The organism is Undibacterium sp. Rencai35W (assembly GCF_049340185.1).
Classification (GTDB): Bacteria; Pseudomonadota; Gammaproteobacteria; order Burkholderiales; family Burkholderiaceae_D; genus Undibacterium.
On sequence record NZ_JBMPPC010000002.1, the window covers coordinates 99,545 to 123,551 of the forward strand.

Consider the following 24,007-nt stretch of genomic DNA (forward strand, 5'->3'; position numbering starts at 1 on the left):
GTGTCAAGAGATTTAACAATGTTTTGCTATTCTTCTGGCAAGAAAAATCTATTTTAAAGATACAATATTACCGTTTGATTAATCTTTTATTGAAGCAATGTTTTTTTGAATCAATAAGCTAAATAGCGAGGTAATTATGGCAAATCTGACACAGCTTGAATCCGATGAAATCGACTACGATCCAAATAATTTGTTGGACACATTGATTAAACAGTTGCATTTAAAAAATGATGCCGCTTTGTCTAGGGCCTTGGAAGTAGCTCCTCCAGTAATCAGTAAAATCCGTCACCGCCGCCTGCCAGTTGGTGCGTCCCTGTTAATTCGCATGCACGAAATCAGCGATGTCAGCATTAAAGATTTACGTGAACTGATGGGTGACCGTCGTGCGAAATTCCGTATCAGCGACAAACAATTCAAACCAAAAGAAGCTGCGGCGAATAGTTAAAAATTTCGACAAAAAATTTGTCGTCAGGCACTAAATTGATTGAGAATGCCGTAAATGTATCTGAGTACATTTACGGCATTTTTGTATCTAAAACGTATTGTGACACGCCATTTCAATCCACAATACTATGTCAGGCAGGAAATACGCCTGTAGACAAATAACGATCACCACGATCGCAAACAATAAATACGATCGTTGCATTTTCTACTGTATGAGCAATACGTAATGCTACCTCACAGGCACCTGCCGCAGAGATACCACAAAAAATACCCTCCTCGGCAGCCATACGACGCGCCATATGCTCAGCGTCCGACTGGCTGACTGATTCTTCCTGATCGACTCTGGCTTTATCATAGATTTTTGGCAAATACGCTTCTGGCCATTTTCTGATACCGGGAATCTGTGAACCTTCTTCTGGTTGCGCACCGATAATACGAATTTCAGGATTTTGCTCTTTCAAATAAGCAGATACGCCCATGATTGTTCCTGTCGTACCCATCGCACTCACAAAATGCGTGATGCGACCGTCTGTATCACGCCAAATTTCAGGGCCAGTGGTTTCATAATGCGCAAGCGGATTATCTGGATTCGCGAACTGATCAAGGATCACCCCCTTGCCTTCTTTTTGCATTTGCTCGGCCAGGTCACGAGCATACTCCATACCACCAGTTTTAGGCGTCAGGACAATCTGCGCGCCATATGCGGCCATACTTTGACGGCGTTCTATACTTAAATTTTCTGGCATCAACAATACCATCTTATAACCACGCATAGCCGCAGCCATGGCTAATGCGATTCCGGTATTGCCGCTAGTTGCCTCAATCAGGGTATCGCCGGGCTTGATACGGCCACGCAATTCGGCGTGCTTAATCATGGACAATGCTGGTCTGTCTTTCACCGATCCAGCAGGATTATTGCCCTCTAATTTGCCCAAGATAATGTTGTTGCGACGCTTGATTTCCTCGCCGGGAATTCTTTGTAGCATCACAAGCGGTGTATTTCCTATCGTATCTTCTATGGTCAAATAAGGCATGGTGATCGTTGGTATGAAATTTAAAACATCATTTTAAACGCTGTAGCGCCTTACTGCTTGGATCACAATAAGGCACAACCAATTTGCAGTGTAAATAAAAAAACCTCCTGAGTATTTCCATACCCAAGAGGTTGTTTGATTCTGATTTTTTAGCTGATACAGCCGGATCTTTTTACTTAGAGGCAGATGCCTTAGCAGAAGCTTTGGCAGTTGAAGCCGCAGCTGATGCAGATGCCGGCATTGATGCAGCGGCGGATGCGCTAGCAACTTTTTCAGCCTTATCAGCCTTAGCTGGTTTTGCCGGTTTTTCTGCTGGCTTTGCTTCTGCACCTGCTTTAGGCTGGCCATTGACCGTCAAACCTGCAGCGGACAACTTGACTGCGCTCTTTTCACCGATGCCCTTAACGCGCTTTTCAAAATCGGCCCAATCTTTGAAATTTCCGCCTTTGGTACGCTCTTCGATAATTGCTTTAGATTTTGCTGGCCCGATACCTTTAATGCCATCCAATGCGGCCTGGTCACCCTTATTCACATCGACGTCAGCAAAAGCGAAACCCATCGTGACAATCATTGCGGCGATAGCTAAAAGAAATTTCTTGAACATGTAAGCACTCCCAATTAAGTTGAATTGAACTGCGTTCATTATTGACGCTGTCGAATTGATTTATAAGATCAGACCGAAATACCACCTCGTTCTGTTTCAATTAACGACCTGAGGATGCGCAGGTTGACAGCGATAACAATATTAACAGTAAATTAACTTTGATTAACAAAGTGGCTTACGCTGTAGCAAATAATTCTTCTTTGGATACGGTGGCAGTACCGAGCTTACCAACGACGATACCACCCGCGCGGTTCGCTAACATCACCGCATCTTTCATGCTCATGCCAGAAGCCAGGCTTGCTGCCATCGTCGCAATGACGGTATCTCCCGCACCCGAGACATCATAAACTTCTCTCGCCATCGCTGGCACGTGAGTGACGTCATGCTCTGTGTAGAGGCTCATTCCCTCTTCTGAGCGAGTCAGTAATAAGGCATCTAAAGATAATTGATGGCGGAGGGTTTGCGCTTTTTCTGTCAACTCAGTCTCGCTAGTCCAGTCGCCGATTACCTGACGCAATTCTGCTTTATTCGGCGTCAGCATGGTCGCTCCCGCATAACGCGCAAAATCACTTCCCTTCGGATCCACCAGCACAGGCTTGCCCGCTGCCTTAGCCGCTGCAATCATCGCAACGACATTCACCAAACTACCTTTTGCATAATCGGATAGGACGATTAAATCATACTCAGAAATGAGTGCGTTGAAACGAGACAGCTTGTCTTGTAAAACGTGCTCGGTCGGTTTTTCTTCAAAATCAATTCGCAATAATTGCTGCTGCCGTCCAATCACGCGCAGTTTGATAATGGTGGAGATCGCCGTATCGCGGCTTAAATAACTATCTATGCCTGATTGCCTTAGCAAGTGTTCGACGCTGTTACCAGCCTCATCATCACCGATCACACCCAGCAAGCCAGCGTGTAAGCCTAAGGCTGCGGCGTTACGTGCGACGTTAGCGGCACCGCCGAGACGTTCTTCGCGCTTCTCTACCCTGACAATCGGTACCGGTGCTTCTGGAGAAATGCGATTGACCTCACCGAACCAATAGCGGTCCAGCATGACATCGCCAGCGACCAGAATACGTTTTGATTCAAGCATGCGAATCATGTGCGTGTCAGGACAGAACGGCCGATGCCATGGTATTCAATACCGATTTCGGTCATGACCGCTGGTTCGAATAAGTTACGACCATCAAAAATAACCGGATGATTCAACAAGGATTTCACTTTGTCAAAATCTGGGCTGCGGAATGCCTTCCACTCAGTGACAATTGCCAAGGCATCCGCCTGGTTAAGGGCATCCATAGGATTGCTGGCGAAACGAATTTTTTCAAGCAATGCCGGACTATCAGCAAAGTCCAGTGCAAATACACGCTTTGCCTCTGGCATAGAGACTGGATCGTACACGGCAACACTGGCGCCTTTACGCAATAGCTCGCCTAGCAAAATACGTGACGACGCAGCGCGCATATCATCCGTATTCGGTTTAAATGCCAAACCCCAGATCGCAAAATGCTTACCGCGCAAATCATCGCCGAAGCGCTTCACTATTTTTTTACCAAGCACCAGTTTTTGCTGTTCGTTGACGGCCTCAACTGCCTGTAAGACTAATAAGTCCAGACCATAATCCTGTGCAGTACGCTCTAAAGCCTGTACGTCTTTCGGGAAGCAAGAGCCACCATAACCACAACCGGCATATAAAAAGCTATGTCCAATACGCGGGTCAGACCCGATACCGTGCCTTACCGCTTCAATATCAGCACCAACATGATCTGCCAGATTCGCTAATTCATTCATGAACGAAATCCGCGTTGCCAGCATTGCATTGGCGGCATATTTGGTGAATTCCGCAGAGCGCACGTCCATCCAGAAAGTACGTTCGTGATTGCGGTTGAAAGGGGCATACAGTTTTTTCATTTGCGAATGCGCAATACTGCCTTGTGGCGTATCGTCACAGCCAATCACTATCCGGTCAGGACGCATGAAATCTTCTACAGCAGCGCCCTCTTTCAAAAATTCTGGATTAGAAACAACAGAAAATTGTCCCTCTGAATTACGCGCAGACAATTCTGCTTTGACCGCAGCAGACACTTTATCCGCAGTGCCGACAGGCACCGTTGATTTATCGACGATGACTTTAAAGCCCGTCATGTATTTGCCAATATTACGAGCTGCGGCCAATACATATTGCAAGTCAGCTGATCCATCTTCGTCCGGCGGAGTACCTACCGCGATGAACTGGACATCACCATGGGCAACACTGGCGGCAACATCAGTTGAAAACTGGATACGCCCGGCAGCACGGTTACGTGCAACCAGTTCCTCCAGGCCCGGCTCATGAATAGGAATACCACCGTTATTCAAAATGTCGATTTTGCGTTGATCGACGTCAAGGCAAAATACATCATTACCCAACTCAGCGAGACAAGCACCGGTGACCAGCCCGACATAACCCGTGCCAATAATTGTAATTTTCATTTTATGATCACAATCCCTAGATAATTTTTACGTTATTTTTTATGAGTAAAAAACTCAATTCATCACATTTAATTCTTCGGTACGGCGCGGTGGATAAGTTTCCCAACGGCTGCACCCTGGACACTGCCAGTAAAATTGGCGTGCTTTAAAACCGCAATGAGAACACTGATAGCGTGCAAGTTTTTGTGCATAACCATGTACCAGATTTTTGACTAAGGACAATTCAGGCCTGACCTCTGGCGGCGCCACCATCAGACGCGCATCGAGCAACTTATCCAGACCTAATAAGGTTGGCGTGCGGCGTAATTCGTCACTGACCAATTGGTTCGCTGCATCAACCGTATCCAACTCCAGAGTCGCTTTGAAGACGACCTCTAATAAATCAATGGAGGACGCTTCTGCCAGATAGCCTTTAAGTAAATTCAAACCTTCTTGTGGGCGGTCCAGCTTACGATAACCATCCATCAGTCGTTGTGCGACAAGCGCAACATGAGGAACACTTTGCTGCTCTACACGACGCCACGCAAGCAAGGCTTTTTCGATTTCGCCGTTTGCCAGATGGACATCACCCATCAGGATCGCTGCGCGTACATTATGGCGATCAGCGGCCAGCGCTTTTTCTAACATCGCCAATGCAGCATCTGGATGTGTATGTACCAATTCATCCTGTGCCATTTCACAGTAAAACTGTGCGATTTCTTTTTGTCGTCCGCCGGCACCAGATTCTTGCAAGGCATACGCCGCCTCAATCGCCCTAGCCCATTCTTTTTCACGCTGATAAATTTCTAGTAGCGCGCGCCTTGCCTGAATCGCATATTGTCCGGCAACCAGCTGGTTAAAAGTTTCTTCAGCGCGATCCAGCAGACCTGCTTTCAGATAATCCTGACCAAGCTCAAACATCGCCTGGGTCTGTTGATCTAGCGGCAAATCGGGGCGAGATAAGAGATTTTGATGTACACGAATTGCACGCTCAGTCTCACCACGACGGCGAAACAAATTACCAAGCGCAAAATGCAATTCAACGGTCTCAGGATCAAGTTTAACGATTTCGATAAAGGCATCGATCGCTTTATCATGCTGATCATTGAGCAGAAAATTCAATCCTTTGAAGTAGCCGCGCGGCAGACTACGGGACTCCGAAATCAACTGACGGATATCGACGCGAGCGGCGATCCAACCCAGAGAAAAAAACAAGGGGATGCCTAGCAACCACCAGATATCAAATTCCATTTTTTATTTTCGCTTATATGGTGATCAGATATTTCGAATGCCATCGGGTTGAGGCGCTTCGGTGCTTGCACGTTGCGCTGCAAGTCTCTCTTTTTCAATTTCTGCGATGGTTTTTTTATGTTTAGAAATATCACGTTTGTGGCGAAAAACCATAGGAACCATCGCCAATGCACCGAGAATACCGCCGCACAAAAAGAAAGCGAGTAGCAGTATAACCAGAGGTGCAGATTGCTGATATCCCAAAAAATATTGCAAGGTGACGATTTGATCGTTCTTCATCGCAAAGCCAAAAAAAATGATGAATAAGATCACAGTAATGATGCGAGAAATGATTTTCATAACAGTATCCTAAGTAGCTCTTATGGAGTTATTGACACCGTAACACAGAGAGGAGCGACAAGCATGCATGGAGGCATCTTTAAACTCATACGGAATTGTACGTGAAAAAAAACGGTATATCGGTCAAGCCGATATACCGTTTTCACTTTTTTGCATACTTTTTAAGTGTCAGGCCGCCGAACTGACGACTAAACTAATCGTCTTGTATCGGTTGCCCTACCATTGCATCCACACGCTCACGCAATTCCTTGCCTGGTTTGAAATGGGGTACCCGTTTTTCAGGCACCATCACTTTGTCACCAGACTTGGGATTACGTCCAATGCGCGGAGGCCGACTATTCAAGGCAAAGCTGCCAAAACCACGGATCTCAATGCGATGCCCTGTTGCCAGCGCATCCGACATTGCATCCAAGATGGTTTTGACCGCGACATCCACATCCTTTGCTACCAGTTGTGGATATCGCTCAGCCAGGCGAGCAATCAACTCAGACTTTGTCATCTAAAACTCAGCGTCTTAATTGATGCTTAGTTTTTGTTGTCGAGCTTAGCTTTCAACAATGCGCCCAGGCTTGTAGTGCCAGAAGCTGCATTGGAGTCAGTTGTCATTTTTTGCATTGCTTCTTGTGTTTCAGCACTATCTTTTGCTTTGATAGACAACTGAATACCACGAGCTTTGCGGTCAATGTTCAACACCAAGGCTTCAACGCTGTCGCCAACTTTCAGGTGTGTACCGGCATCTTCCACGCGATCACGGGAGATTTCAGAAGCACGCAAGTAGCCTTCAACATCATCAGCCAATTGGATTACAGCACCTTTAGCTTCGACAGACTTGACTGTACCAGTCACGATTGCGCCTTTGTCGTTCATTGCGCAGTAGTTGTTGAATGGGTCGCCTTCCAATTGCTTAACACCGAGGGAAACACGTTCACGCTCAACGTCGATTGCCAATACGATGGCTTCCAGTTCATCACCTTTCTTGAAGCGACGAACTGCTTCTTCACCTGTTTCGTTCCAGGACAGGTCAGACAAATGTACCAGACCGTCGATGTTACCGGACAAGCCGATAAATACGCCGAAGTCAGTGATGGACTTGATCGCGCCGCGAACTTTGTCACCTTTCTTGTGATTGATCGCGAAATCATCCCAAGGATTGGCTTTGCACTGTTTCATGCCCAGGCTGATACGACGACGTTCTTCGTCGATTTCCAGAACCATGACTTCAACTTCGTCGCCCAACTGAACAACTTTGTTTGGTGCCACGTTTTTGTTAGTCCAGTCCATTTCAGACACGTGAACCAGACCTTCGATACCTTGTTCGACTTCAACGAATGCGCCGTAGTCGGTCAGGTTCGTTACTTTACCGAACAGACGTGTGTTCGCTGGATAACGACGTGACAAACCTGTCCATGGGTCGTCGCCCAATTGTTTTACGCCCAGGGAAACACGGTTTTTCTCTTGGTCGAATTTCAATACTTTTGCAGTGATTTCCTGACCAACTGTCAACACCTCGGAAGGGTGACGTACACGACGCCATGCCAAATCAGTGATGTGCAACAGGCCATCGATGCCGCCCAGATCAACGAACGCGCCGTAGTCAGTGATATTTTTGACGATACCGGTAACTACTGTGCCTTCTTTCAGGGTTTCCATCAATTTTTGACGCTCTTCGCCCATAGACGCTTCAACTACAGCGCGGCGGGACAATACAACGTTATTACGCTTACGGTCGAGCTTGATAACCTTGAATTCCATGGTTTTGCCTTCGTAAGGAGTTGTATCCTTCACTGGGCGTGTATCAACCAAAGAACCTGGCAGGAAAGCGCGGATGCCGTTTGTCAGAACAGTCAGACCACCTTTGACTTTGCCATTGACAGTACCGATAACCATCTCACCAGACTCCAGCGCTTTTTCGAGCGCGAGCCATGAGGCCAGACGTTTAGCTTTGTCACGGGACAAAATTGTGTCGCCGAAACCGTTTTCCAGCGAATCAATCGCTACGGAAACGAAATCGCCGATGTTAACTTCCAGTTCGCCCTGGTCGTTTTTGAATTCTTCAACAGGAATAAAGGCTTCAGATTTGAGGCCAGCGTTCACGATCACGAAGTTGTGGTCGATACGAACGACTTCAGCAGAGATTACTTCACCGGAACGCATATCCTGGCGTGACAGGGATTCTTCGAATAAAGCTGCGAAGCTATCTGCACCGGTAGCAAAATCTTGGGACATAAAAACAGTAGACATAAGGTACTCGAGTTATCCAGAACACGGCAAAAACGCTGTGTACACTGGGTTAGGTTAAACAAACCCGCACTGACTTTGCATCAGCACAGGCACTTCAGCATTGATTTCCAGAAGACGGATGCACCGGAAATCAATTAAATTCACAACTTACTTTACCAACCAATTTGCAACATTTTTACTAGCATTTTGCCAGTGAAGTTATTGCGTTACTGGCTTGCTTTAGCGTATAAATCCAGTACGATTTGCACCGCCTGCTCGACTCCCATTGCTGAGGTATCGAGGATATACGCCCCTGGCGCGGGCTTGAGCGGCGCTGCGGTGCGGGCACTATCTCTCGCATCGCGTTCCGTCAAATCTTTTACCAAGTCTTCCATATTAGCAGAAAAACCCTTTTCAATCAATTGCTTATATCTTCTTGACGCACGCGCTTCAACACTTGCCGTAAGATAAATTTTTTGGGTAGCATCGGGAAAGATCACTGTTCCCATATCACGCCCGTCCGCCACCAGTCCCGGGGCATAGCGAAACGCTACCTGCAAGTCAACCAGCGCCTTGCGGACCTCAGGCAACACCGCGATCTTAGAGGCAGCGACACCGATTGCCTCCGCCCGCACGGCATCGGTCACATCTTGCTCGTCGAGCAACACATGACCATGCACAAAACGACAAGGCAACACTCTTGCCAGCTCAGCCAGCTTCGCTTCATCATCGAGCGCAATGTGATTTTGCTGTGCCGATAAGGCCGTCAGGCGATACAAAGCGCCTGAATCGAGATAATGAAAACCCAGTTGCTTAGCGACGCGATGCGCTACCGTGCCTTTACCTGAGGCAGTTGGCCCATCTATCGTAATAACTGGCACAGTCGGCATACTCAAAACAATTCCTTGTGGTTGATTTTGGCAAACGCCTCGAAATAATCGGGGAAGGTTTTCGCTACGCATTTGGGATCATTAATACGCATTGCAGCACCACGGCGGGCAGCGCCATCAAGGGTGGCCAGCGAAAAACACATTGCCATGCGGTGATCGTCGTAAGTATCAATAGTAGCAGGCTGGATCTCGGCGGGCGGTGTAACGGTCATATAATCTGCACCCTCTTCGACAATCGCACCTAGCTTTCGCAACTCTGTCGCCATGGCAGCGATACGATCCGTTTCCTTGACGCGCCAGCTGGCGATATTGCGCAAAGTCGTGGTGCCATTGGCATATAAAGCGGCAACCGCAATCGTCATCGCTGCATCAGGAATATGATTGAAATCCATGTCGATCGCCTGTAGCACGCCATTCGACCTGGCCTCTATCCAGTTGTCGCCACGAATGATTGTCGCGCCCATTTTCTCTAATGCTTCGGCGAAACGAACATCACCCTGAATACTATGCAAGCCAACGCCTTCGACCCGTACCGGCCCGCCCGCAATCGCTCCGGCGGCAAGGAAATAGGATGCCGACGACGCATCGCCCTCGACATGAATCGTCTGTGGCGATACATAACGCTGCCCCGTTATGATCGTAAATGCCTGCCAGCCATCGCGTTGCACAGTTACGCCAAAACGCTGCATCAGATTCAAGGTAATTTCAATATAGGGCTTAGAAATCAACTCACCGATCACTTCAATGGTCACATCATGATCGCGCGCCATCAGCGGCGCAGCCATCAACAGCGCGGTCAAAAACTGACTGGAAACATTGCCTTTGACTTGCAAGCGATGGGCGTGAATATGACCGCGACGAATGTGCAGCGGCGGGAAGCCGGGATTGCCGGTGTACTCAATCTGCGCACCAACTTGATTTAAAGCATCGACCAGATCACCGATCGGGCGCTCATGCATACGCGATACGCCGTGCAAGGTGTAATCACCACCAATCACCGCGAGGGCCGCGACCAGCGGGCGAATCGCGGTACCCGCGTTCCCCATAAATAAATCGGCCTGATGCTGCGGCAACACGCCATCGGCTCCCGTGACCGTGTAGTTCTGCGTCGCGCCATCCTGCGTCCACTGCACCCCCAATTGTTGCAAGGCATTCAGCATGACCAGGGTATCGTCAGACGCTAGCAACTCAAGGATTTGCGTCGTTCCTTGTGCCAGCGCAGCCAGCAATAAAGTCCGGTTAGAAATACTCTTGGACCCCGGCAAACGCACCGTGCCTTGCGCCTGCATCACAGGATGTAAATCGAGGTAGTGCGGATAGTGTTTGGCTTGTTGGCTCATGCGGATGATTTATATCGACTAAATAAGGTTGGAACGGATATTCATGCACATTCATTGCGCATTTGTTATGCACTCATCATACTAAGAGAAGCAGATACTCCTATCAGTATATTTTTATAGTCCGCATCAGTATTGCGGGGTTAAGCATGTTTTAAGTAAAAAATGGGGGAGTATTTATTTCAACGCATAGCATCATGATCGGAATCAAGCTCAGTCCCCGCCCTCTTTACTCTGCTTCTCAGCAGCTTCTATTGCCGAGATCCAGTTATGGCGCGCTGCCTGCGCATGACTATAAATGGATTCAATGCCAGACGCATCGGCATTCACCAGATGCTCCCGCAGAATCGCCAGTCGCGCAGTATAAGAATCCAGCTCCTGCAACATCGCACTACGGTTTGCCAGGGTAATATCGCGCCACATTTCCGGCGAAGAACCGGCAATCCGGGTAAAGTCGCGAAAGCCGCTGGCAGCATATTGAAACAAGGTATCGGCATGCGGCTTGCGTGCAATATCATCCACAAGAGCGTACGCCAGCAAGTGCGGCAAATGACTGACCGAAGCAAACACCGCGTCATGCTCAGCCGGACTCAGGTAATGAATAATCGCGCCGCATTGCTGCCACGCATACGCGACTCTGGCGACTGCCTCATCCGTATTCTCAGGCAAGCGCGTGATAACGGCTTTTTTTCCCACATACAAATCGACTAATGCCGCCTCGGGGCCGTTTTGTTCGCGTCCGGCAATCGGATGCGCTGGCACGAATTGCGCAAGCTGATCGCCCATCACCTGCCGCGCCGCCTCGACCACATCGGACTTAGTACTACCCGCATCGGTAACGATGGTGTCGGGCTGCAAATACGGCTGAATCGACGACAAAATTGCTGCCGTCTGGGCGACTGGCGCAGCGATCAGCACCAAATCTGCACCACGCACCGCAGCGGCAGCAGAATCCGCAATCTCATCGATAATGCCGAGTTGCTGCGCGCGCTGCAATGAGACCAGACTGCGGCCGACGCCGACCACATGCTCAACGGCTCCCGCCTTTTTTAAGGCCAGAGCGAATGAACCGCCTATCAGACCAACGCCGAAGATAGCGACCCGTTTCAGCCGGTGTTGGATCGACTGCTGCGCTGTCGGTTTCAACTTATCAGCGCTCATCATTGCTTGTCATTAGCCATCATCAATCTCACAAATATCCAGCGATCAGGCTGCCAGTATTTCTTTTAAAGCAGAGATGAAAGCAGCATTTTCTTCCGGCAAACCAATAGAGATGCGCAGAAATTGCGGCAAACCGTAGTTACCAACTGGACGCACGATGATGCCGCGCTTCAGAAGTTCGAGATTGATACGCGCTCCTGCACTGTCTTCGTCACCGACTTTGACTAAAACAAAGTTACCGAACGAAGGAACGAATGCCAGATTCAGTTCTTTAAAAGCCGTAGTCAGCTGTGTATATCCATCGGCATTCAGCTTCGCACTTTTTTGCAAAAACTCTGCGTCATTCAAGGCTGCAATCGCAGCGGCTTGCGCCATAGAATTGACGTTAAACGGTTGACGTACACGGTTCAATAAATCCGTGATGCCAGGTTGTGCGATCCCAAAACCAATACGCAAACCAGCCAGGCCATACGCCTTGGACATGGTGCGCGATACCAATAAATTAGGGAACTGTCTGACCCAGGCAATCGAGTCATATTGCAAGTCGGCGGCAAGGAATTCGTTATACGCTTCATCGAGTACCACGACCACATCAGCTGGCACTTTTTTCAAGAAGCTCTCGATCTCCGCCGCTGGCAAAAACGTCCCTGTCGGATTGTTTGGATTGGCGATAAAAACCAATTTAGTATCCGCAGTAATCGCTGCCGCCATTGCATCTAGATCATGACCAAAATCTTTCGCTGCGACCACAATCGCCCGCCCGCCAACTGCTTGCGTCGCCAATGGATACACGGCAAACGAATACTGCGCGAACACGACCGACTGCCCTGGCTCAACAAAAGAATGCGCAGCTAATTCCAGTATGTCGTTACTGCCGTTACCTAAAGTAATCCAGTCCTGCGGCACAGCGTATTTCGCCATAATCGCGGCTTTTAATTCAAAGCCATTCGCATCAGGATAACGCCCCAAATCAGCCGCCGCTTTCAGCATCGCTGCCTGTGCGGATTGTGGCACGCCGAGCGGGTTTTCATTTGATGCCAGCTTGACGATTTTTGATTCGTCCAGACCAAATTCGCGCGCGACTTCAGAGATAGGCTTGCCGCCTTGGTAAGGGGCAATTGCGCGAACATAGGCGGGGCCAAATTCAGTACCAAATTGTATAGACATAGCGACTCCAAAAATTGTCCAGCATCTGGCTGGATTGATAAAACAAATGATATTTTTAATTACATCACGCAATATTGGTGCGGGTTTCAGAGCATTTTCGGCTTGAAAGGCGCACCCACGTTGCGGATAGCAAGTTCAATGTATTTTCCATGCCTTAAATCGTGCAAGGATAAGAGCCCAGTATTTTAAAAAATGCGGCATTGTCATTCAGATCCGACATCGCCCTGGCGACTTTATCGTCGAGTACATGGCCTTCGACATCGACGTAAAAATAGTATTCCCAGTTGCCAGTACGTGCCGGGCGTGATTCGAAGCGCGTCATCGAAACGCCGTGCTTGGACAAAGGTGCTAACAGGTTGTACACCGCACCGGCTTTATTCGGCACCGCCAGCACCAGAGAGGTCTGATCCTTGCCGCTTGGCGTTGTATGCAGACGTCCGATCACGGCAAAGCGGGTGCGGTTGTGCGGGTCGTCCTGAATATGCGCGCTGACCACACCGAGCTGATATTGCTGACCTGCGATTTCACTGGCGATGGCAGCCATGGTGGCGTCGCCACTGGCCATACGTGCGGCTTCGGCATTGGATGCCATCGCTTGTCGTTCGATATGCGGATAATGCTGATTCAGCCAGGCCTGACATTGCGCCAATGCTTGTGAGTGCGCGCAAATACGCGTCACACCATCCATGTTGCCGGTCTTGGTCATCAGACTATGCTGTACCGCAATCGCGAGTTCACCGCTAATGGCGAGACTGGTTTGCAATAACAAATCGAGCGTACGGTTAATCGCGCCCTCGGTTGAATTTTCTATCGGTACCACACCAAAATCGGCAGTGCCCGCCTCGGTTGCGCGGAACACTTCATCAATCGATACACATGGCAAAGCCTGAATCGCATGTCCAAATTGCTGATATACCGCCTGCTCACTGAAGGTACCGACCGGCCCCAAAAAGGCAACTACAACGCGGCGCTCAAGCGCACGGCAAGCAGACATGATTTCACGGAAAATCAATTGGATATCCTGGCTCGCTAACGGCCCCGGATTGCGCTCAGCAACACTGCGCAATACCTGCGCTTCGCGTTCCGGACGAAACACCGGTGCATTGGTCTCGGCTTTGACATGACCGACCTCTTCCGCGACACGAGCACGCTCGTTTAACAAAGACAGGATTTGTGTATCGATGGCGTCGATTCTTTGACGCAATGGGAGTAATTTATTATCGCTCATAAGAAACCTAAAAACCGTTTAGCGAGTTGATGAAAACGTCGCGGCGTAATCACACTTGTACCAGTCACAGCATTCCCGCCGGTTAGCGTAGCGTGATGGTAATGATGCTCGCCTCTCTTCCGACTTTTGATCTTTATCCTTAGCGCCACGGTTTCCAGGTGATGGTGAGTGCCATGCAAAGAAAGGGCTAAAGAGGAGAGGCTATCGGGTCGCTCGCAGCTCAAGTATGAGCGCGGGCAAATTCTTTCATAAAACTAACGAGGGTTTGCACGCCTTCGATCGGCATGGCGTTATAAATCGAGGCGCGCATACCGCCGACCGATTTATGTCCCTTTAATTGCAGCAAGCCGTGTTGCTTTGCCTGCGTTAAAAATGCGGCATTCAAACTTTCATCACGCAAGAAAAATGGTACGTTCATACGTGAGCGGCAATCCTTAGCAACCCGGTTGACATAAAAATCCGATGTATCCAGATAGTCGTACAGTAGTTGCGCCTTCGCGATGTTTTTCTGCTCCATGACAGCAACGCCACCCTGACGCTTTAGCCACTGGAACACCAGGCCGGCAATATAAATCGCATAGGTTGGCGGCGTGTTATACATGGAATCGTTGTCGGCGACGATTTTCCAGTCGAAGGCTGAGGGGCAAATTGGCAGCGCATCGCCGAGCAAATCCTCTCGCACAATGACGATGGTCAGCCCGGCAGGACCGATATTTTTTTGCGCGCCACCGAAGATCACACCGTATTTAGCAACATCAATCACACGCGACAAAATGTGCGAGGACATATCCGCCACAATAGGCGCGTCGTCCGTGTCAGCACTCACATCCGGTACGAAATGGTATTCAACGCCATCGATGGTTTCATTCGTACAGAGATGTACGTAGGCGGCATCTTTTGACAATTTCCAGCTATCACAGGGCGGTACTGCCGTGTGTCCGTTCGCTTCGGCGGAAGCGGCGACATTCACCTTGCCGTATTTTTGCGCTTCTTTGATTGACTTGGCGGTCCACGATCCGGTATGGATGAAATCTGCGGTTGCCGGTTGCGGTTTGCGTCCCATCAGGTTCATAGGAACAATGGCGTTTTCACCTAAACCGCCACCTTGCAGAAACAGAATTTTGTAATTGTCCGGCACTGCCAGCAACTCGCGCAAATCGCTTTGCGCTGCGGCGATGATGGACATAAATTCCGGTCCGCGGTGACTCATTTCCATCACTGACATACCGCTGCCATGCCAGTCCAGCATTTCTGCTGCGGCCTGCTGCAATACTTCTTTAGGCAATACGGCAGGTCCGGCAGAGAAATTGTAGATCGTCGTCATGCAATTTACTCCGCAGCAGCTGGCTCGTCATTAGCGCCGGTGTCAGCAGCCGTATCCGCACTTGCATCGGCATCCGGTTCGTCAACATCCGTTTCCACAATGCGCTGCAAGCCAGACAGCTTGGTGCCATCCTCCACAGCGATCAAGGTGACGCCTTGTGTTGCACGACCCATCTCACGAATCTCTGAGACACGGGTGCGTATCAGCACACCACCAGTTGTGATGAGCATGATCTCATCATTGCTATCCACCAGCGTCGCCGCAACCACCTTGCCGTTACGTTCAGACGTCTGGATCGCGATCATGCCTTTGGTACCGCGGCCATGACGGGTGTACTCAGTAATCGGTGTACGCTTACCGAAGCCGTTTTCAGTCGCGGTCAATACCGATTGCTGCTCGTTTTCGGCCACCAGCAGCGCAATCACTTGCTGACCTTCTTCCAGATTCATACCGCGCACACCACGTGCCGTACGGCCCATTGGACGTACATCGTTTTCGTCAAAGCGCACTGCCTTACCCGAATCGGAGAACAACATGACATCGTGCTTGCCGTCCGTCAGTGCTGCACCGATCAGGAAGTCGCCATCATCCAGATCCACCGCGATAATGCCGGCTTTACGTGGATTACTAAAGTCGTTCAATGGCGTCTTCTTCACGGTACCAAGGCTGGTCGACATGAAGATGTAATGGTCTTCAGGGAAGCTGCGGTTATCGCCTGACAATGGCAGGATCACTGTGATTTTTTCACCATCTTGCAACGGGAACATATTCACAATCGGCTTGCCGCGGGAATTACGTGAGCCTTGCGGCACTTCCCAAACTTTTAACCAGTACAGACGACCACGATTCGAGAAGCACAGGATGTAATCATGCGTATTGGCGACAAACAATTGCTCGATCCAGTCGTCATCCTTGGTCGCTGTGGCCTGCTTGCCGCGACCACCGCGTTTTTGCGCACGATATTCAGACAAAGGTTGCGACTTCATGTAGCCGGTATGTGACAGTGTCACGACCATATCGACTGGCGTGATCAGGTCTTCTGTTTCGAGATCGGTGGCATTATGCGTGATCTCAGAACGACGAACGTCTTTGTTGCCTTCTCCGTATTCATTGCGGGCAGCAGTCAATTCGTCAGTAATGATGACGGTGACGCGCTCTGGCTTGGACAAAATATCCAGCAAATCAGCAATCACGGACATCACGTCTTTGTATTCGTTGACGATCTTGTCTTGCTCCAGACCAGTCAAACGCTGCAGACGCATCTGCAAAATCTCTTGCGCCTGATCGTCGGACAGCTTGTACAAACCGTCCTTTTGAATACCATAATGCTTAGGCAAATTTTCTGGGCGGAATGCATCGATACCGGCTGGATTATCTGCCGCAGTCCGCATTAACATCTCACGCACCATGGAGCTGTCCCAAGCGCGATTCATCAATTCTTGCTTCGCTAAGGGCGGTGTCGGTGCTGCTTTGATGATGGCAATGAAATCATCAATATTAGCCAATGCAACCGCGAGACCTTCCAGAACATGGCCACGTTCACGGGCTTTGCGCAACTCAAATACCGTGCGGCGTGTAACCACTTCGCGACGATGCGACAGGAAGCAATCCAGCATCTGCTTCAGGTTCAGCAATTTAGGCTGACCGTTCACCAGCGCCACCATATTCATACCAAAGGTGTCTTGCAGCTGCGTTTGCTTGTACAGATTATTTAATACGACTTCTGGCACTTCACCGCGCTTCAGCTCAATGACGACGCGCATACCGGACTTATCGGATTCATCACGGATGTCAGAAATACCATCCAGTTTTTTATCGCGCACCAGCTCGGCGATACGTTCTAGTAGAGACTTCTTATTGACCTGATAAGGTAGCTCATCGACGATCAATGCAGTGCGGTTTTCTTTGCCAAACTCCTCAAAATGCGTCTTGGCACGCATGACCACACGGCCACGACCAGTACGGTAACCGTCACGCACACCGGATACGCCATAAATAATGCCGCCGGTAGGAAAATCCGGTGCAGGGATAATTTCGATCAGCTCATCAATCGTGCAGTCCTGATTACGCAAAACATGCAACGCACCATTGATGATTTCGGTGATATTGTGTGGCGGAATATTGGTCGCCATACCTACCGCAATACCCGATGCGCCGTTGATCAGCAGATTCGGGATGCGGGTCGGCAAGACGGATGGTTCTTTTTCTTTGCCGTCGTAGTTGGGAACAAAATCGACAGTTTCTTTCTCAATATCGGCGAGAATTTCATTCGCGATCTTGTCCAGGCGGCATTCGGTATAACGCATCGCTGCCGCATTATCCCCATCGACTGAACCGAAGTTACCCTGACCGTCGACCAGGGTGTAGCGCAGAGAAAAATCCTGTGCCATACGCACCAGCGTGTCGTAGATCGACGCGTCGCCGTGCGGGTGATACTTACCCATGACTTCACCGACCACGCGCGCACATTTGACGAACGGGCGGTTATACACGTTGTTCATTTCGTGCATCGCGAACAGAACGCGTCTATGCACAGGCTTCAAGCCATCACGTACATCCGGCAAGGCACGGCCAACAATCACGCTCATGGCGTAATCGAGGTAGCTCTTGCGCATTTCTTCTTCAAGGGAAATCGGGAGTGTTTCTTTAGCGAATTGATCCATTGGCGGGCCGGCAATTTAGAGCTTGGTTAAATAACGATGCATTCAAAAAAAACCATGCAAATTCTCATCAAAAAAACAAGAGAAATGCAAATTAGGCATTTTTAGTGCTGAACTTCTGATTTTAACATGCTCGTCATATGAGCAACACCGTTTTTGAGCCAGGCCCATATTCATCCAAGTGTCGCCCAAATGACAGCAAGTGAGGAATGTCTTATGTTGTAATCAGTTCATAACAATCACAAATACACATTTATTTATCCAGACGGAGACAAAAATGATGACAACAATTAAAACATATGTAACTTGCCTGATTACCATGACGAGTCTGTCATGTCTTGCACAAACTGACATTAAAGCAGCCACACCGAATAGCGCATATGTTCAGGACGGTCGCGGCATCGTTGCAAGAAGCGCATTCGGGCTATGCTGGCGCACCGGATACTGGACGCCTGCCGACTCCATTCCCGGTTGCGATGGCCCTTTATCAGTACCAGTAGTCACGCCAGCAGCGCCGCCAATTGCCCCTCCTGCGCCAGTAGCTGTGCTCCCCGTACCAGCAAAACCTGCACTGCCAAAACGTTGCGATTTTGCAGTCACATTGCAAAATGACGAGACTTTTGCATTCAACAAAAGCATTTTAAGTAACGCGGCCAAGCAAAAAATCGATGCAGAGGTCACGCCCAAACTCGCAAATTGTGCCAAAGTGGATCTAGTGATTGTGACCGGACATACCGACCGCATAGGCACTCAGCAATATAATCAAAAACTTTCTGAAAAACGCGCCGACGTCGTCGCAGCTTATCTGACCAGCAAGGGTATTAACGCCACAATAGACACAATGGGCATGGGTAAAACTCAGCAAATCATGTCCTGCGATGACAAACTGGGGCAGGTAAAACTCGCTGAATGTCTGGCACCAAACAGACGCGTTGTGATTGAAGGTCGAGGCCTTGCCAAGTGAAACGCCCTGTCAATGACGCGCAATTGATGACAACCTTAAGTATTTGCACTCAAACATGGCAAGTTGCTAAAACACGACAAATTCACAAAATGTTACTTTAGCGATTTAACAATCTTAGCTTAGTGATACATCCTATGGCAAAATGGTAAGGTGTTACAACGCTATTTCAGCTATGGTAATTTGATGATGAAATAGTATTGTCATCAAGCACGTGGTAGTATCCAGTTTTATGCAGTCAATTGCGCAGTTCATCTGCGGTAGGTAATCTCACCCGAGAGGAGAAATATGAAAAATTTAGTAAAACTCGTTATCGCAGCTTCCTCAGTAGCCGCTTTTTCAGTATCTGCACAAGATATGACAGATATCAAAGCAAGCACTCCAAACAGCGCTTATGTACAAGATGGTCGCGGTGTCATCGTGCGTGATCCATTCGGCCTGTGCTGGCGTACTGGCTACTGGACACCGGCTGACGCGGTTCCAGGTTGCGACGCTCCATTGGTCAAACCAGCACCAGTAGTTGCTGCACCTGCACCAGCGCCAGAAGTAGCGCCTGCACCAGCACCGAAGCCAGTTGCTCCACCAGCACCAACATCTGAGAAAGTTACTTTCGCAGCTGATGCATTCTTTGATTTCGACAAAGCAGTACTGAAACCAGAAGCAAAAGCAAAATTGGATGACATGGCATCAAAACTGAAAGGTATCAACCTGGAAGTTGTGATCGCTGTTGGTCACACTGACTCTGTCGGCTCTGATGCTTACAACCAAAAATTGTCTGTAAAACGTGCAGAAGCTGTTAAGGCTTATCTGGTTAGCGCTGGTATCGAAGCGAACCGTGTCTACACAGAAGGCAAGGGCAAAAAACAACCAGTTGCTGATAACAAATCAGCAGAAGGCCGTGCTCAAAACCGTCGCGTAGAAATCGAAGTAGTCGGTACACGTAACGTTAAATAATTTTTCCGCCCGTAGGCGGTGAATTACAAAAACCCCGCTACGGCGGGGTTTTTTATTATGGACACGTCCTGAAGGCTTTTATCAAGTTGGACTACAATAGCCAATTTCACACGTAATAGTCTTATACCCTCTCACTTCAGGCATCTAAACTATGTCAACAGTTAACGTCGATCCCGCCGAAATTCAAAAATTCAGCGATCTGGCTCACCGCTGGTGGGATCCCAGTTCCGAATTCCGCCCACTGCATGAAATCAATCCACTGCGTCTGGAATGGATTAACAGCCGTATAGCACTCGCAGGAAAAACGGTCATTGATGTCGGATGCGGCGGCGGTATACTTGCCGAATCCATGGCAAAAAAAGGGGCAAAGGTCACAGGCATCGATCTTTCTGAAAAAGCACTCAAGGTTGCCGACTTACACGGCCTGGAGTCTGGCATCAGCGTGCGCTATGAAAAAATTGCCGCAGAAGATATGGCAGCCCGTGAGGCAGAGCAATTCGATGTGGTTACTTGCATGGAAATGCTGGAGCATGTACCTGACCCGGCCTCAGTGATTCAAGCCTGCTATCGCATGGTCAAACCCGGTGGACATGTATTTTTCTCTACACTGAACCGCAACCTGAAGTCCTATGTATTCGCGATTCTGGGGGCAGAATATATTTTGCAACTGCTACCCAAAGGCACACATGATTATGCCAAGTTCATCACACCGGCAGAATTGTCTCAGGCAATCCGCAATGCTGGCCTGCAGGTTGAAGCCTTAAAAGGCATGAGCTATAACCCCCTGACGAAAATTTACTCACTCAATCAGGATACCAGCGTCAATTATCTGGTCGCCTGCACTCGTCCAGTTTAACTACCTCACCCTCTTCCGCAGCGACTCCCGCTGCGGAAAACATCATCTATTTCTTATGCAAACTCCCCGCGCTATTTTGTTTGATCTTGACGGCACACTCGCCGACACCGCCCCCGATCTTACTGCAGCGGTAAATCTGATGCGTAGCAAACGTCAATTGACTGAAGTCCCGTATCTCAGTTTGCGGCCCTTCGCCTCCGCAGGCGCCAGAGGCTTGCTAGGCGCAGGCTTTGATATCAAACCCGAGCATCCTGATTATGAAGCGATGCGGATTGAATTTCTGGCAAATTACGAGGGCGCTATTGCAGTACATAGCCAACTGTTTGCTGACGTAACTCAACTCCTGCAAGGCATAGAAGAACTGGGCTTGCCATGGGGTATCGTGACCAATAAAGCCACGCGTTTTACCATGCCGTTACAACCTTTGCTCGGCTTGCAAAATGCTGCCTGTAGCATTTCTGGTGACACGACACCGCATGCCAAACCCCACCCTGCTCCGTTACTCGAGGCCGCCAGGCAAATCGGCATCAAGCCTGAGGATTGCTGGTACGTAGGCGACGACCTGCGCGACATACAGGCGGGGCAAGCTGCGGGCATGTTCAGCATCGCCGCAGCTTGGGGATATTGCGGTGCGACAGAGCCAACCCACTGGAAGGCAGATGCGATTCTGGACTCACCTTTAGAGCTGCTAGAGCTGATACGCGCAAAACATAGCCAGCGAACCAGCCCTTGAAATAATCAATATCCACCGCACATCAAGGTTACACGCTACAATAACGTTCTGTTTGGGGACGACCTGGTTTCGACAGGGGTTGCAAAGCAGCGCAGGGCATACCGAGGCCTGACTACCTCGTAAATACAATCAGAACTATATAACTGCAAACGATAACTCGTACGCATTAGCAGCTTAATTGCTTGCTAACTCTACACCGTCTCTTCCCTAGGGCGGGCTGGCAACAGCAGTAGAGTCATTCATAGGGAATCGTCTTAAGTTGGGTTACTTAGCTTTAGACTAAATAATAGGTGACTCGTCCAGCCGCAGCGTGTGCGTCCGCGTCGTCTGGATTAAATTAAATGGCAGCACTAAGTATGTAGAACTGTCTGTAGAGTGCTTCTGGACGCGGGTTCGATTCCCGCCGTCTCCACCAATATATCAACGCCAACGGGTCTCCGTTGGCGTTTTTATTTGCGTAATGCCGCGTGTTCGCGGGGGCTGGCGCGGGTGTTTGCGGACTGCGGGCTACCCTCGGAATGAGCACTCGAGGCTGGTTTCCGCTCTCTCCAAGCCGATATTCTCTCCACCTCTCCTTTCCCAAAAAAGCCCAAAGTCCGCAAAGGCCGCCTTCCACCCCCTTATAAATCAATGGTTTACACGCGGACGAATCGACCGGTTTCATTCTGGCATTGGTAGAGCGAATCGTCTTGATTTGAGGGGTAGAACATCTGATATTTATCATAATCCGTTGGTTCGGCCAGCCGTGGGCGCGTTGCAAGCCATCGACTTGATTCGCGTCTGCCTCCCCGCCTGAATCGTGGCATGGCGCTTTTCATTGGCCCACTCCAATGATTGATTTACCACAGACAACAAAATTGCACACCTGACAGTATTGACAGGCGTATCTCGTCCGCCTTTTCAAAATTTGTATCGTTGTGTATTTCCTGCTACGCTTCGCAGCTAATTTACAATAAGGGCAGTTTGTGCGCTTTTGCTTTTCAATCCACAAGGCAATATTCGTTTGCGTGATGCTTACCGGGGGAAGCTCGCCCGCAAGTGCCGACAACCTGAAAATTGGGCGTGACATACAGCAGCAATTGGCCCTCCCGGAAAATAAGATCGACGTCGGCATTGCGGCATTGACCTTCGCCAAGGAAATTTATCCAGATATTGACGTCGCCGCCTATTCGAGAAAAATAGACTTGTTGGCTGACAAAGCACGACAACTTGCCAATGGCACGCAAGACCCGGAACGAAGAATTCGAGTGCTCAATACGGTCCTTTTTCGAATGGAAGGAGTTCATTACGATCATGCACCAGATGCTCGACGCAAGAAGGAATACTATTTTCTGAATGGCATACTGGATACGAAACAGGGCATTTGCTACACGATGCCATTGCTCTATATGGCTGTTGCTCAACGCCTGGGCTATCCGGTGTATCCGGTTCATGCGCCAGATCATCTGTTCGTCCGCTACGTCGATCCTTCCTTCAAACAGCAAAATATCGAGGTGACCAGCGGCGGAAAATATTTCGAAGACGAATGGTATATCCAGGACTTCGCTATCGGGGAAAAGGGACTGTCCAGCGGAAGTTATCTCAGGACCATGACCTATCGAGAGTTTCTTGGAGACATGTTGGGCGCGAACGCATTCATTGTTGGAACAAGAGATGGCGAAAAAGCTATCACATATTATGAAATCGCACGCGAGCGCGACCCGAAATTTGCCGACAATTATTTCAATCTGTCAAATGGGTACCACATCAAAAGCAGAATAGGCATCGCCGGATGGAAAGAGAAATATCAAAAATTGTCTGAACAATATGCGTTGAAGGCGAAAGAACTTGGGTATGTCGATCCCGTTGAAATCGATAAAGTTAGAGGGTTAAAGGGAAAATGAAATTTTTTAAAATGCTTTCAGCCGTATTGCTGAGTTTCGCGTTTTGTTCGATGGCACACGCCACCTATTACGACAAGGAAACCGGTCTTTTTTACAACTACCATCGAGATCTTGATCCGAGTACCGGCCGATATATTGAAAGCGATCCCATCGGACTTAAGGGTGGCATAAATACCTACACCTACGCCTACAACGCACCAACAAAATACACCGATCCGACTGGGGAGTTCGTCCCACTAGTGATTGCCGGCATTTGCTGGGGTGGTGGATGTGAAGCCATCGGAGCGGCATTGGCCGCTACTGCTGTATGGTGGGGAATTCAACATACCCCCGCCATTCCGTCGACTAGCACCCCGGCAAATGCAGGTGGACAATCATGTGTTGAACAGTGCTACCCAATTTTAGAGCGCCCCAAAAAAGGGTGGTGGGATGATTCGAACACATCAGATTTCAATAAATGTATGGCCGCATGCCAGGAAGCAAAAGCCTGTCACAAGTAAGAAAGGATGA

Annotated in this window: 22 protein-coding genes and 1 other RNA gene; 8 read left to right on the forward strand and 15 right to left on the reverse strand. The window is 49.2% G+C overall.

All coding sequences use genetic code 11. From position 1 onward, the window contains the following. The first annotated feature begins 136 nt into the window (after positions 1–136). Positions 137–445: a hypothetical protein gene (locus tag ACO0K3_RS04420; protein WP_262835522.1), complete on the forward strand. Its 309-nt coding sequence runs from the start codon at positions 137–139 to the stop codon at positions 443–445. 130 nt (positions 446–575) lie between these two features. Here the strand turns inward: ACO0K3_RS04420 and cysM are convergent, their stop codons facing one another. From cysM to gyrA, 15 genes are all read right to left on the reverse strand, one after another. Continuing rightward, a complete protein-coding gene (gene cysM / locus ACO0K3_RS04425) occupies positions 576–1,478 on the reverse strand; it encodes a cysteine synthase CysM (protein ID WP_422982278.1) in 903 nt (300 codons plus the stop codon). A gap of 172 nt (positions 1,479–1,650) precedes the next feature. Continuing rightward, positions 1,651–2,082: a helix-hairpin-helix domain-containing protein gene (locus ACO0K3_RS04430; protein WP_422982280.1), complete on the reverse strand. Its 432-nt coding sequence runs from the start codon at positions 2,080–2,082 to the stop codon at positions 1,651–1,653. Positions 2,083–2,257: 175 nt separating this feature from the next. Further along, complete coding sequence (gene rfaE1 / locus ACO0K3_RS04435; protein WP_422982282.1) at positions 2,258–3,175, reverse strand: D-glycero-beta-D-manno-heptose-7-phosphate kinase; 918 nt, start codon at positions 3,173–3,175, stop codon at positions 2,258–2,260. A gap of 5 nt (positions 3,176–3,180) precedes the next feature. Further along, positions 3,181–4,554, reverse strand: coding sequence for a UDP-glucose dehydrogenase family protein (locus ACO0K3_RS04440; protein WP_422982284.1), 1,374 nt, complete (start codon positions 4,552–4,554; stop codon positions 3,181–3,183). A gap of 54 nt (positions 4,555–4,608) precedes the next feature. Further along, positions 4,609–5,784, reverse strand: coding sequence for a lipopolysaccharide assembly protein LapB (gene lapB, locus ACO0K3_RS04445; protein WP_422959668.1), 1,176 nt, complete (start codon positions 5,782–5,784; stop codon positions 4,609–4,611). A 24-nt stretch (positions 5,785–5,808) separates the two neighbouring features. Next, entirely contained in the window at positions 5,809–6,123 is a 315-nt protein-coding gene (locus ACO0K3_RS04450) for a LapA family protein (protein WP_422982286.1), read from the reverse strand. A 193-nt stretch (positions 6,124–6,316) separates the two neighbouring features. Further along, positions 6,317–6,622, reverse strand: a complete 306-nt coding sequence (locus ACO0K3_RS04455; RefSeq protein ID WP_422959670.1) for an integration host factor subunit beta — start codon at positions 6,620–6,622, stop codon at positions 6,317–6,319. Between the two features lie 26 nt (positions 6,623–6,648). Beyond that, positions 6,649–8,364, reverse strand: coding sequence for a 30S ribosomal protein S1 (rpsA, locus tag ACO0K3_RS04460; RefSeq protein WP_422958048.1), 1,716 nt, complete (start codon positions 8,362–8,364; stop codon positions 6,649–6,651). A gap of 206 nt (positions 8,365–8,570) precedes the next feature. Beyond that, entirely contained in the window at positions 8,571–9,239 is a 669-nt protein-coding gene (gene cmk, locus ACO0K3_RS04465) for a (d)CMP kinase (protein ID WP_422982287.1), read from the reverse strand. Further along, a complete protein-coding gene (gene aroA, locus ACO0K3_RS04470; RefSeq protein ID WP_422982289.1) occupies positions 9,236–10,573 on the reverse strand; it encodes a 3-phosphoshikimate 1-carboxyvinyltransferase in 1,338 nt (445 codons plus the stop codon). Before aroA ends, cmk begins: the two co-directional genes overlap by 4 nt. 210 nt (positions 10,574–10,783) lie before the next feature. After that, positions 10,784–11,734, reverse strand: a complete 951-nt coding sequence (locus ACO0K3_RS04475) for a prephenate dehydrogenase (RefSeq protein ID WP_422982291.1) — start codon at positions 11,732–11,734, stop codon at positions 10,784–10,786. Positions 11,735–11,776: 42 nt separating this feature from the next. After that, positions 11,777–12,898: a histidinol-phosphate transaminase gene (hisC, locus tag ACO0K3_RS04480; RefSeq protein WP_422982293.1), complete on the reverse strand. Its 1,122-nt coding sequence runs from the start codon at positions 12,896–12,898 to the stop codon at positions 11,777–11,779. A gap of 154 nt (positions 12,899–13,052) precedes the next feature. Further along, a complete protein-coding gene (gene pheA / locus ACO0K3_RS04485; RefSeq protein WP_422958053.1) occupies positions 13,053–14,126 on the reverse strand; it encodes a prephenate dehydratase in 1,074 nt (357 codons plus the stop codon). 220 nt (positions 14,127–14,346) lie between these two features. Then, positions 14,347–15,450 (reverse strand): 3-phosphoserine/phosphohydroxythreonine transaminase, encoded by a 1,104-nt coding sequence (gene serC / locus ACO0K3_RS04490; RefSeq protein ID WP_422982295.1) that lies wholly within the window; start codon positions 15,448–15,450, stop codon positions 14,347–14,349. 5 nt (positions 15,451–15,455) lie between these two features. Next, positions 15,456–18,113, reverse strand: a complete 2,658-nt coding sequence (gene gyrA, locus ACO0K3_RS04495) for a DNA gyrase subunit A (protein WP_422982297.1) — start codon at positions 18,111–18,113, stop codon at positions 15,456–15,458. A gap of 274 nt (positions 18,114–18,387) precedes the next feature. On the opposite strand from gyrA, the gene ACO0K3_RS04500 reads away from it, so the two are divergent. The 7 genes from ACO0K3_RS04500 to ACO0K3_RS04530 all read left to right on the forward strand — a co-directional run bounded on the left by ACO0K3_RS04500 (position 18,388) and on the right by ACO0K3_RS04530 (position 23,997). After that, positions 18,388–19,074 (forward strand): OmpA family protein, encoded by a 687-nt coding sequence (locus ACO0K3_RS04500; protein ID WP_422982299.1) that lies wholly within the window; start codon positions 18,388–18,390, stop codon positions 19,072–19,074. A 285-nt stretch (positions 19,075–19,359) separates the two neighbouring features. Beyond that, on the forward strand, positions 19,360–20,025 hold the full coding sequence (ompA, locus tag ACO0K3_RS04505) for an outer membrane protein OmpA (protein WP_422958057.1): 666 nt from the start codon (positions 19,360–19,362) through the stop codon (positions 20,023–20,025). Positions 20,026–20,176: 151 nt separating this feature from the next. Continuing rightward, on the forward strand, positions 20,177–20,881 hold the full coding sequence (gene ubiG, locus ACO0K3_RS04510) for a bifunctional 2-polyprenyl-6-hydroxyphenol methylase/3-demethylubiquinol 3-O-methyltransferase UbiG (RefSeq protein ID WP_422982301.1): 705 nt from the start codon (positions 20,177–20,179) through the stop codon (positions 20,879–20,881). Positions 20,882–20,936: 55 nt separating this feature from the next. Continuing rightward, a complete protein-coding gene (locus tag ACO0K3_RS04515; protein WP_422982303.1) occupies positions 20,937–21,614 on the forward strand; it encodes an HAD family hydrolase in 678 nt (225 codons plus the stop codon). 54 nt (positions 21,615–21,668) lie between these two features. Continuing rightward, positions 21,669–22,029: a transfer-messenger RNA gene (gene ssrA / locus ACO0K3_RS04520) on the forward strand. Positions 22,030–22,579: 550 nt separating this feature from the next. Next, positions 22,580–23,497: a transglutaminase family protein gene (locus ACO0K3_RS04525; protein ID WP_422959680.1), complete on the forward strand. Its 918-nt coding sequence runs from the start codon at positions 22,580–22,582 to the stop codon at positions 23,495–23,497. Continuing rightward, on the forward strand, positions 23,494–23,997 hold the full coding sequence (locus tag ACO0K3_RS04530; protein WP_422959681.1) for an RHS repeat domain-containing protein: 504 nt from the start codon (positions 23,494–23,496) through the stop codon (positions 23,995–23,997). The genes ACO0K3_RS04525 and ACO0K3_RS04530 overlap by 4 nt, the downstream gene beginning before the upstream one ends. Positions 23,998–24,007 lie beyond the last annotated feature (10 nt).

Excerpts from the sequence above, each read along its gene's own strand:
- ACO0K3_RS04440 (WP_422982284.1), bottom strand. The coding sequence starts at position 4,554 with ATGAAAATTACAATTATTGGCACGGGTTATGTCGGGCTGGTCACCGGT.
- rfaE1 (WP_422982282.1), bottom strand. The coding sequence starts at position 3,175 with ATGCTTGAATCAAAACGTATTCTGGTCGCTGGCGATGTCATGCTGGAC.
- gyrA (WP_422982297.1), bottom strand. The coding sequence starts at position 18,113 with ATGGATCAATTCGCTAAAGAAACACTCCCGATTTCCCTTGAAGAAGAA.
- ubiG (WP_422982301.1), top strand. The coding sequence starts at position 20,177 with ATGTCAACAGTTAACGTCGATCCCGCCGAAATTCAAAAATTCAGCGAT.
- cysM (WP_422982278.1), bottom strand. The coding sequence starts at position 1,478 with ATGCCTTATTTGACCATAGAAGATACGATAGGAAATACACCGCTTGTG.
- hisC (WP_422982293.1), bottom strand. The coding sequence starts at position 12,898 with ATGTCTATACAATTTGGTACTGAATTTGGCCCCGCCTATGTTCGCGCA.
- pheA (WP_422958053.1), bottom strand. The coding sequence starts at position 14,126 with ATGAGCGATAATAAATTACTCCCATTGCGTCAAAGAATCGACGCCATC.
- lapB (WP_422959668.1), bottom strand. The coding sequence starts at position 5,784 with ATGGAATTTGATATCTGGTGGTTGCTAGGCATCCCCTTGTTTTTTTCT.
- ompA (WP_422958057.1), top strand. The coding sequence starts at position 19,360 with ATGAAAAATTTAGTAAAACTCGTTATCGCAGCTTCCTCAGTAGCCGCT.
- ACO0K3_RS04420 (WP_262835522.1), top strand. The coding sequence starts at position 137 with ATGGCAAATCTGACACAGCTTGAATCCGATGAAATCGACTACGATCCA.
- rpsA (WP_422958048.1), bottom strand. The coding sequence starts at position 8,364 with ATGTCTACTGTTTTTATGTCCCAAGATTTTGCTACCGGTGCAGATAGC.
- ACO0K3_RS04500 (WP_422982299.1), top strand. The coding sequence starts at position 18,388 with ATGATGACAACAATTAAAACATATGTAACTTGCCTGATTACCATGACG.
- ACO0K3_RS04515 (WP_422982303.1), top strand. The coding sequence starts at position 20,937 with ATGCAAACTCCCCGCGCTATTTTGTTTGATCTTGACGGCACACTCGCC.
- ACO0K3_RS04455 (WP_422959670.1), bottom strand. The coding sequence starts at position 6,622 with ATGACAAAGTCTGAGTTGATTGCTCGCCTGGCTGAGCGATATCCACAA.
- ACO0K3_RS04475 (WP_422982291.1), bottom strand. The coding sequence starts at position 11,734 with ATGATGAGCGCTGATAAGTTGAAACCGACAGCGCAGCAGTCGATCCAA.
- ACO0K3_RS04450 (WP_422982286.1), bottom strand. The coding sequence starts at position 6,123 with ATGAAAATCATTTCTCGCATCATTACTGTGATCTTATTCATCATTTTT.
- ACO0K3_RS04530 (WP_422959681.1), top strand. The coding sequence starts at position 23,494 with ATGAAATTTTTTAAAATGCTTTCAGCCGTATTGCTGAGTTTCGCGTTT.
- ACO0K3_RS04430 (WP_422982280.1), bottom strand. The coding sequence starts at position 2,082 with ATGTTCAAGAAATTTCTTTTAGCTATCGCCGCAATGATTGTCACGATG.
- aroA (WP_422982289.1), bottom strand. The coding sequence starts at position 10,573 with ATGAGCCAACAAGCCAAACACTATCCGCACTACCTCGATTTACATCCT.
- serC (WP_422982295.1), bottom strand. The coding sequence starts at position 15,450 with ATGACGACGATCTACAATTTCTCTGCCGGACCTGCCGTATTGCCTAAA.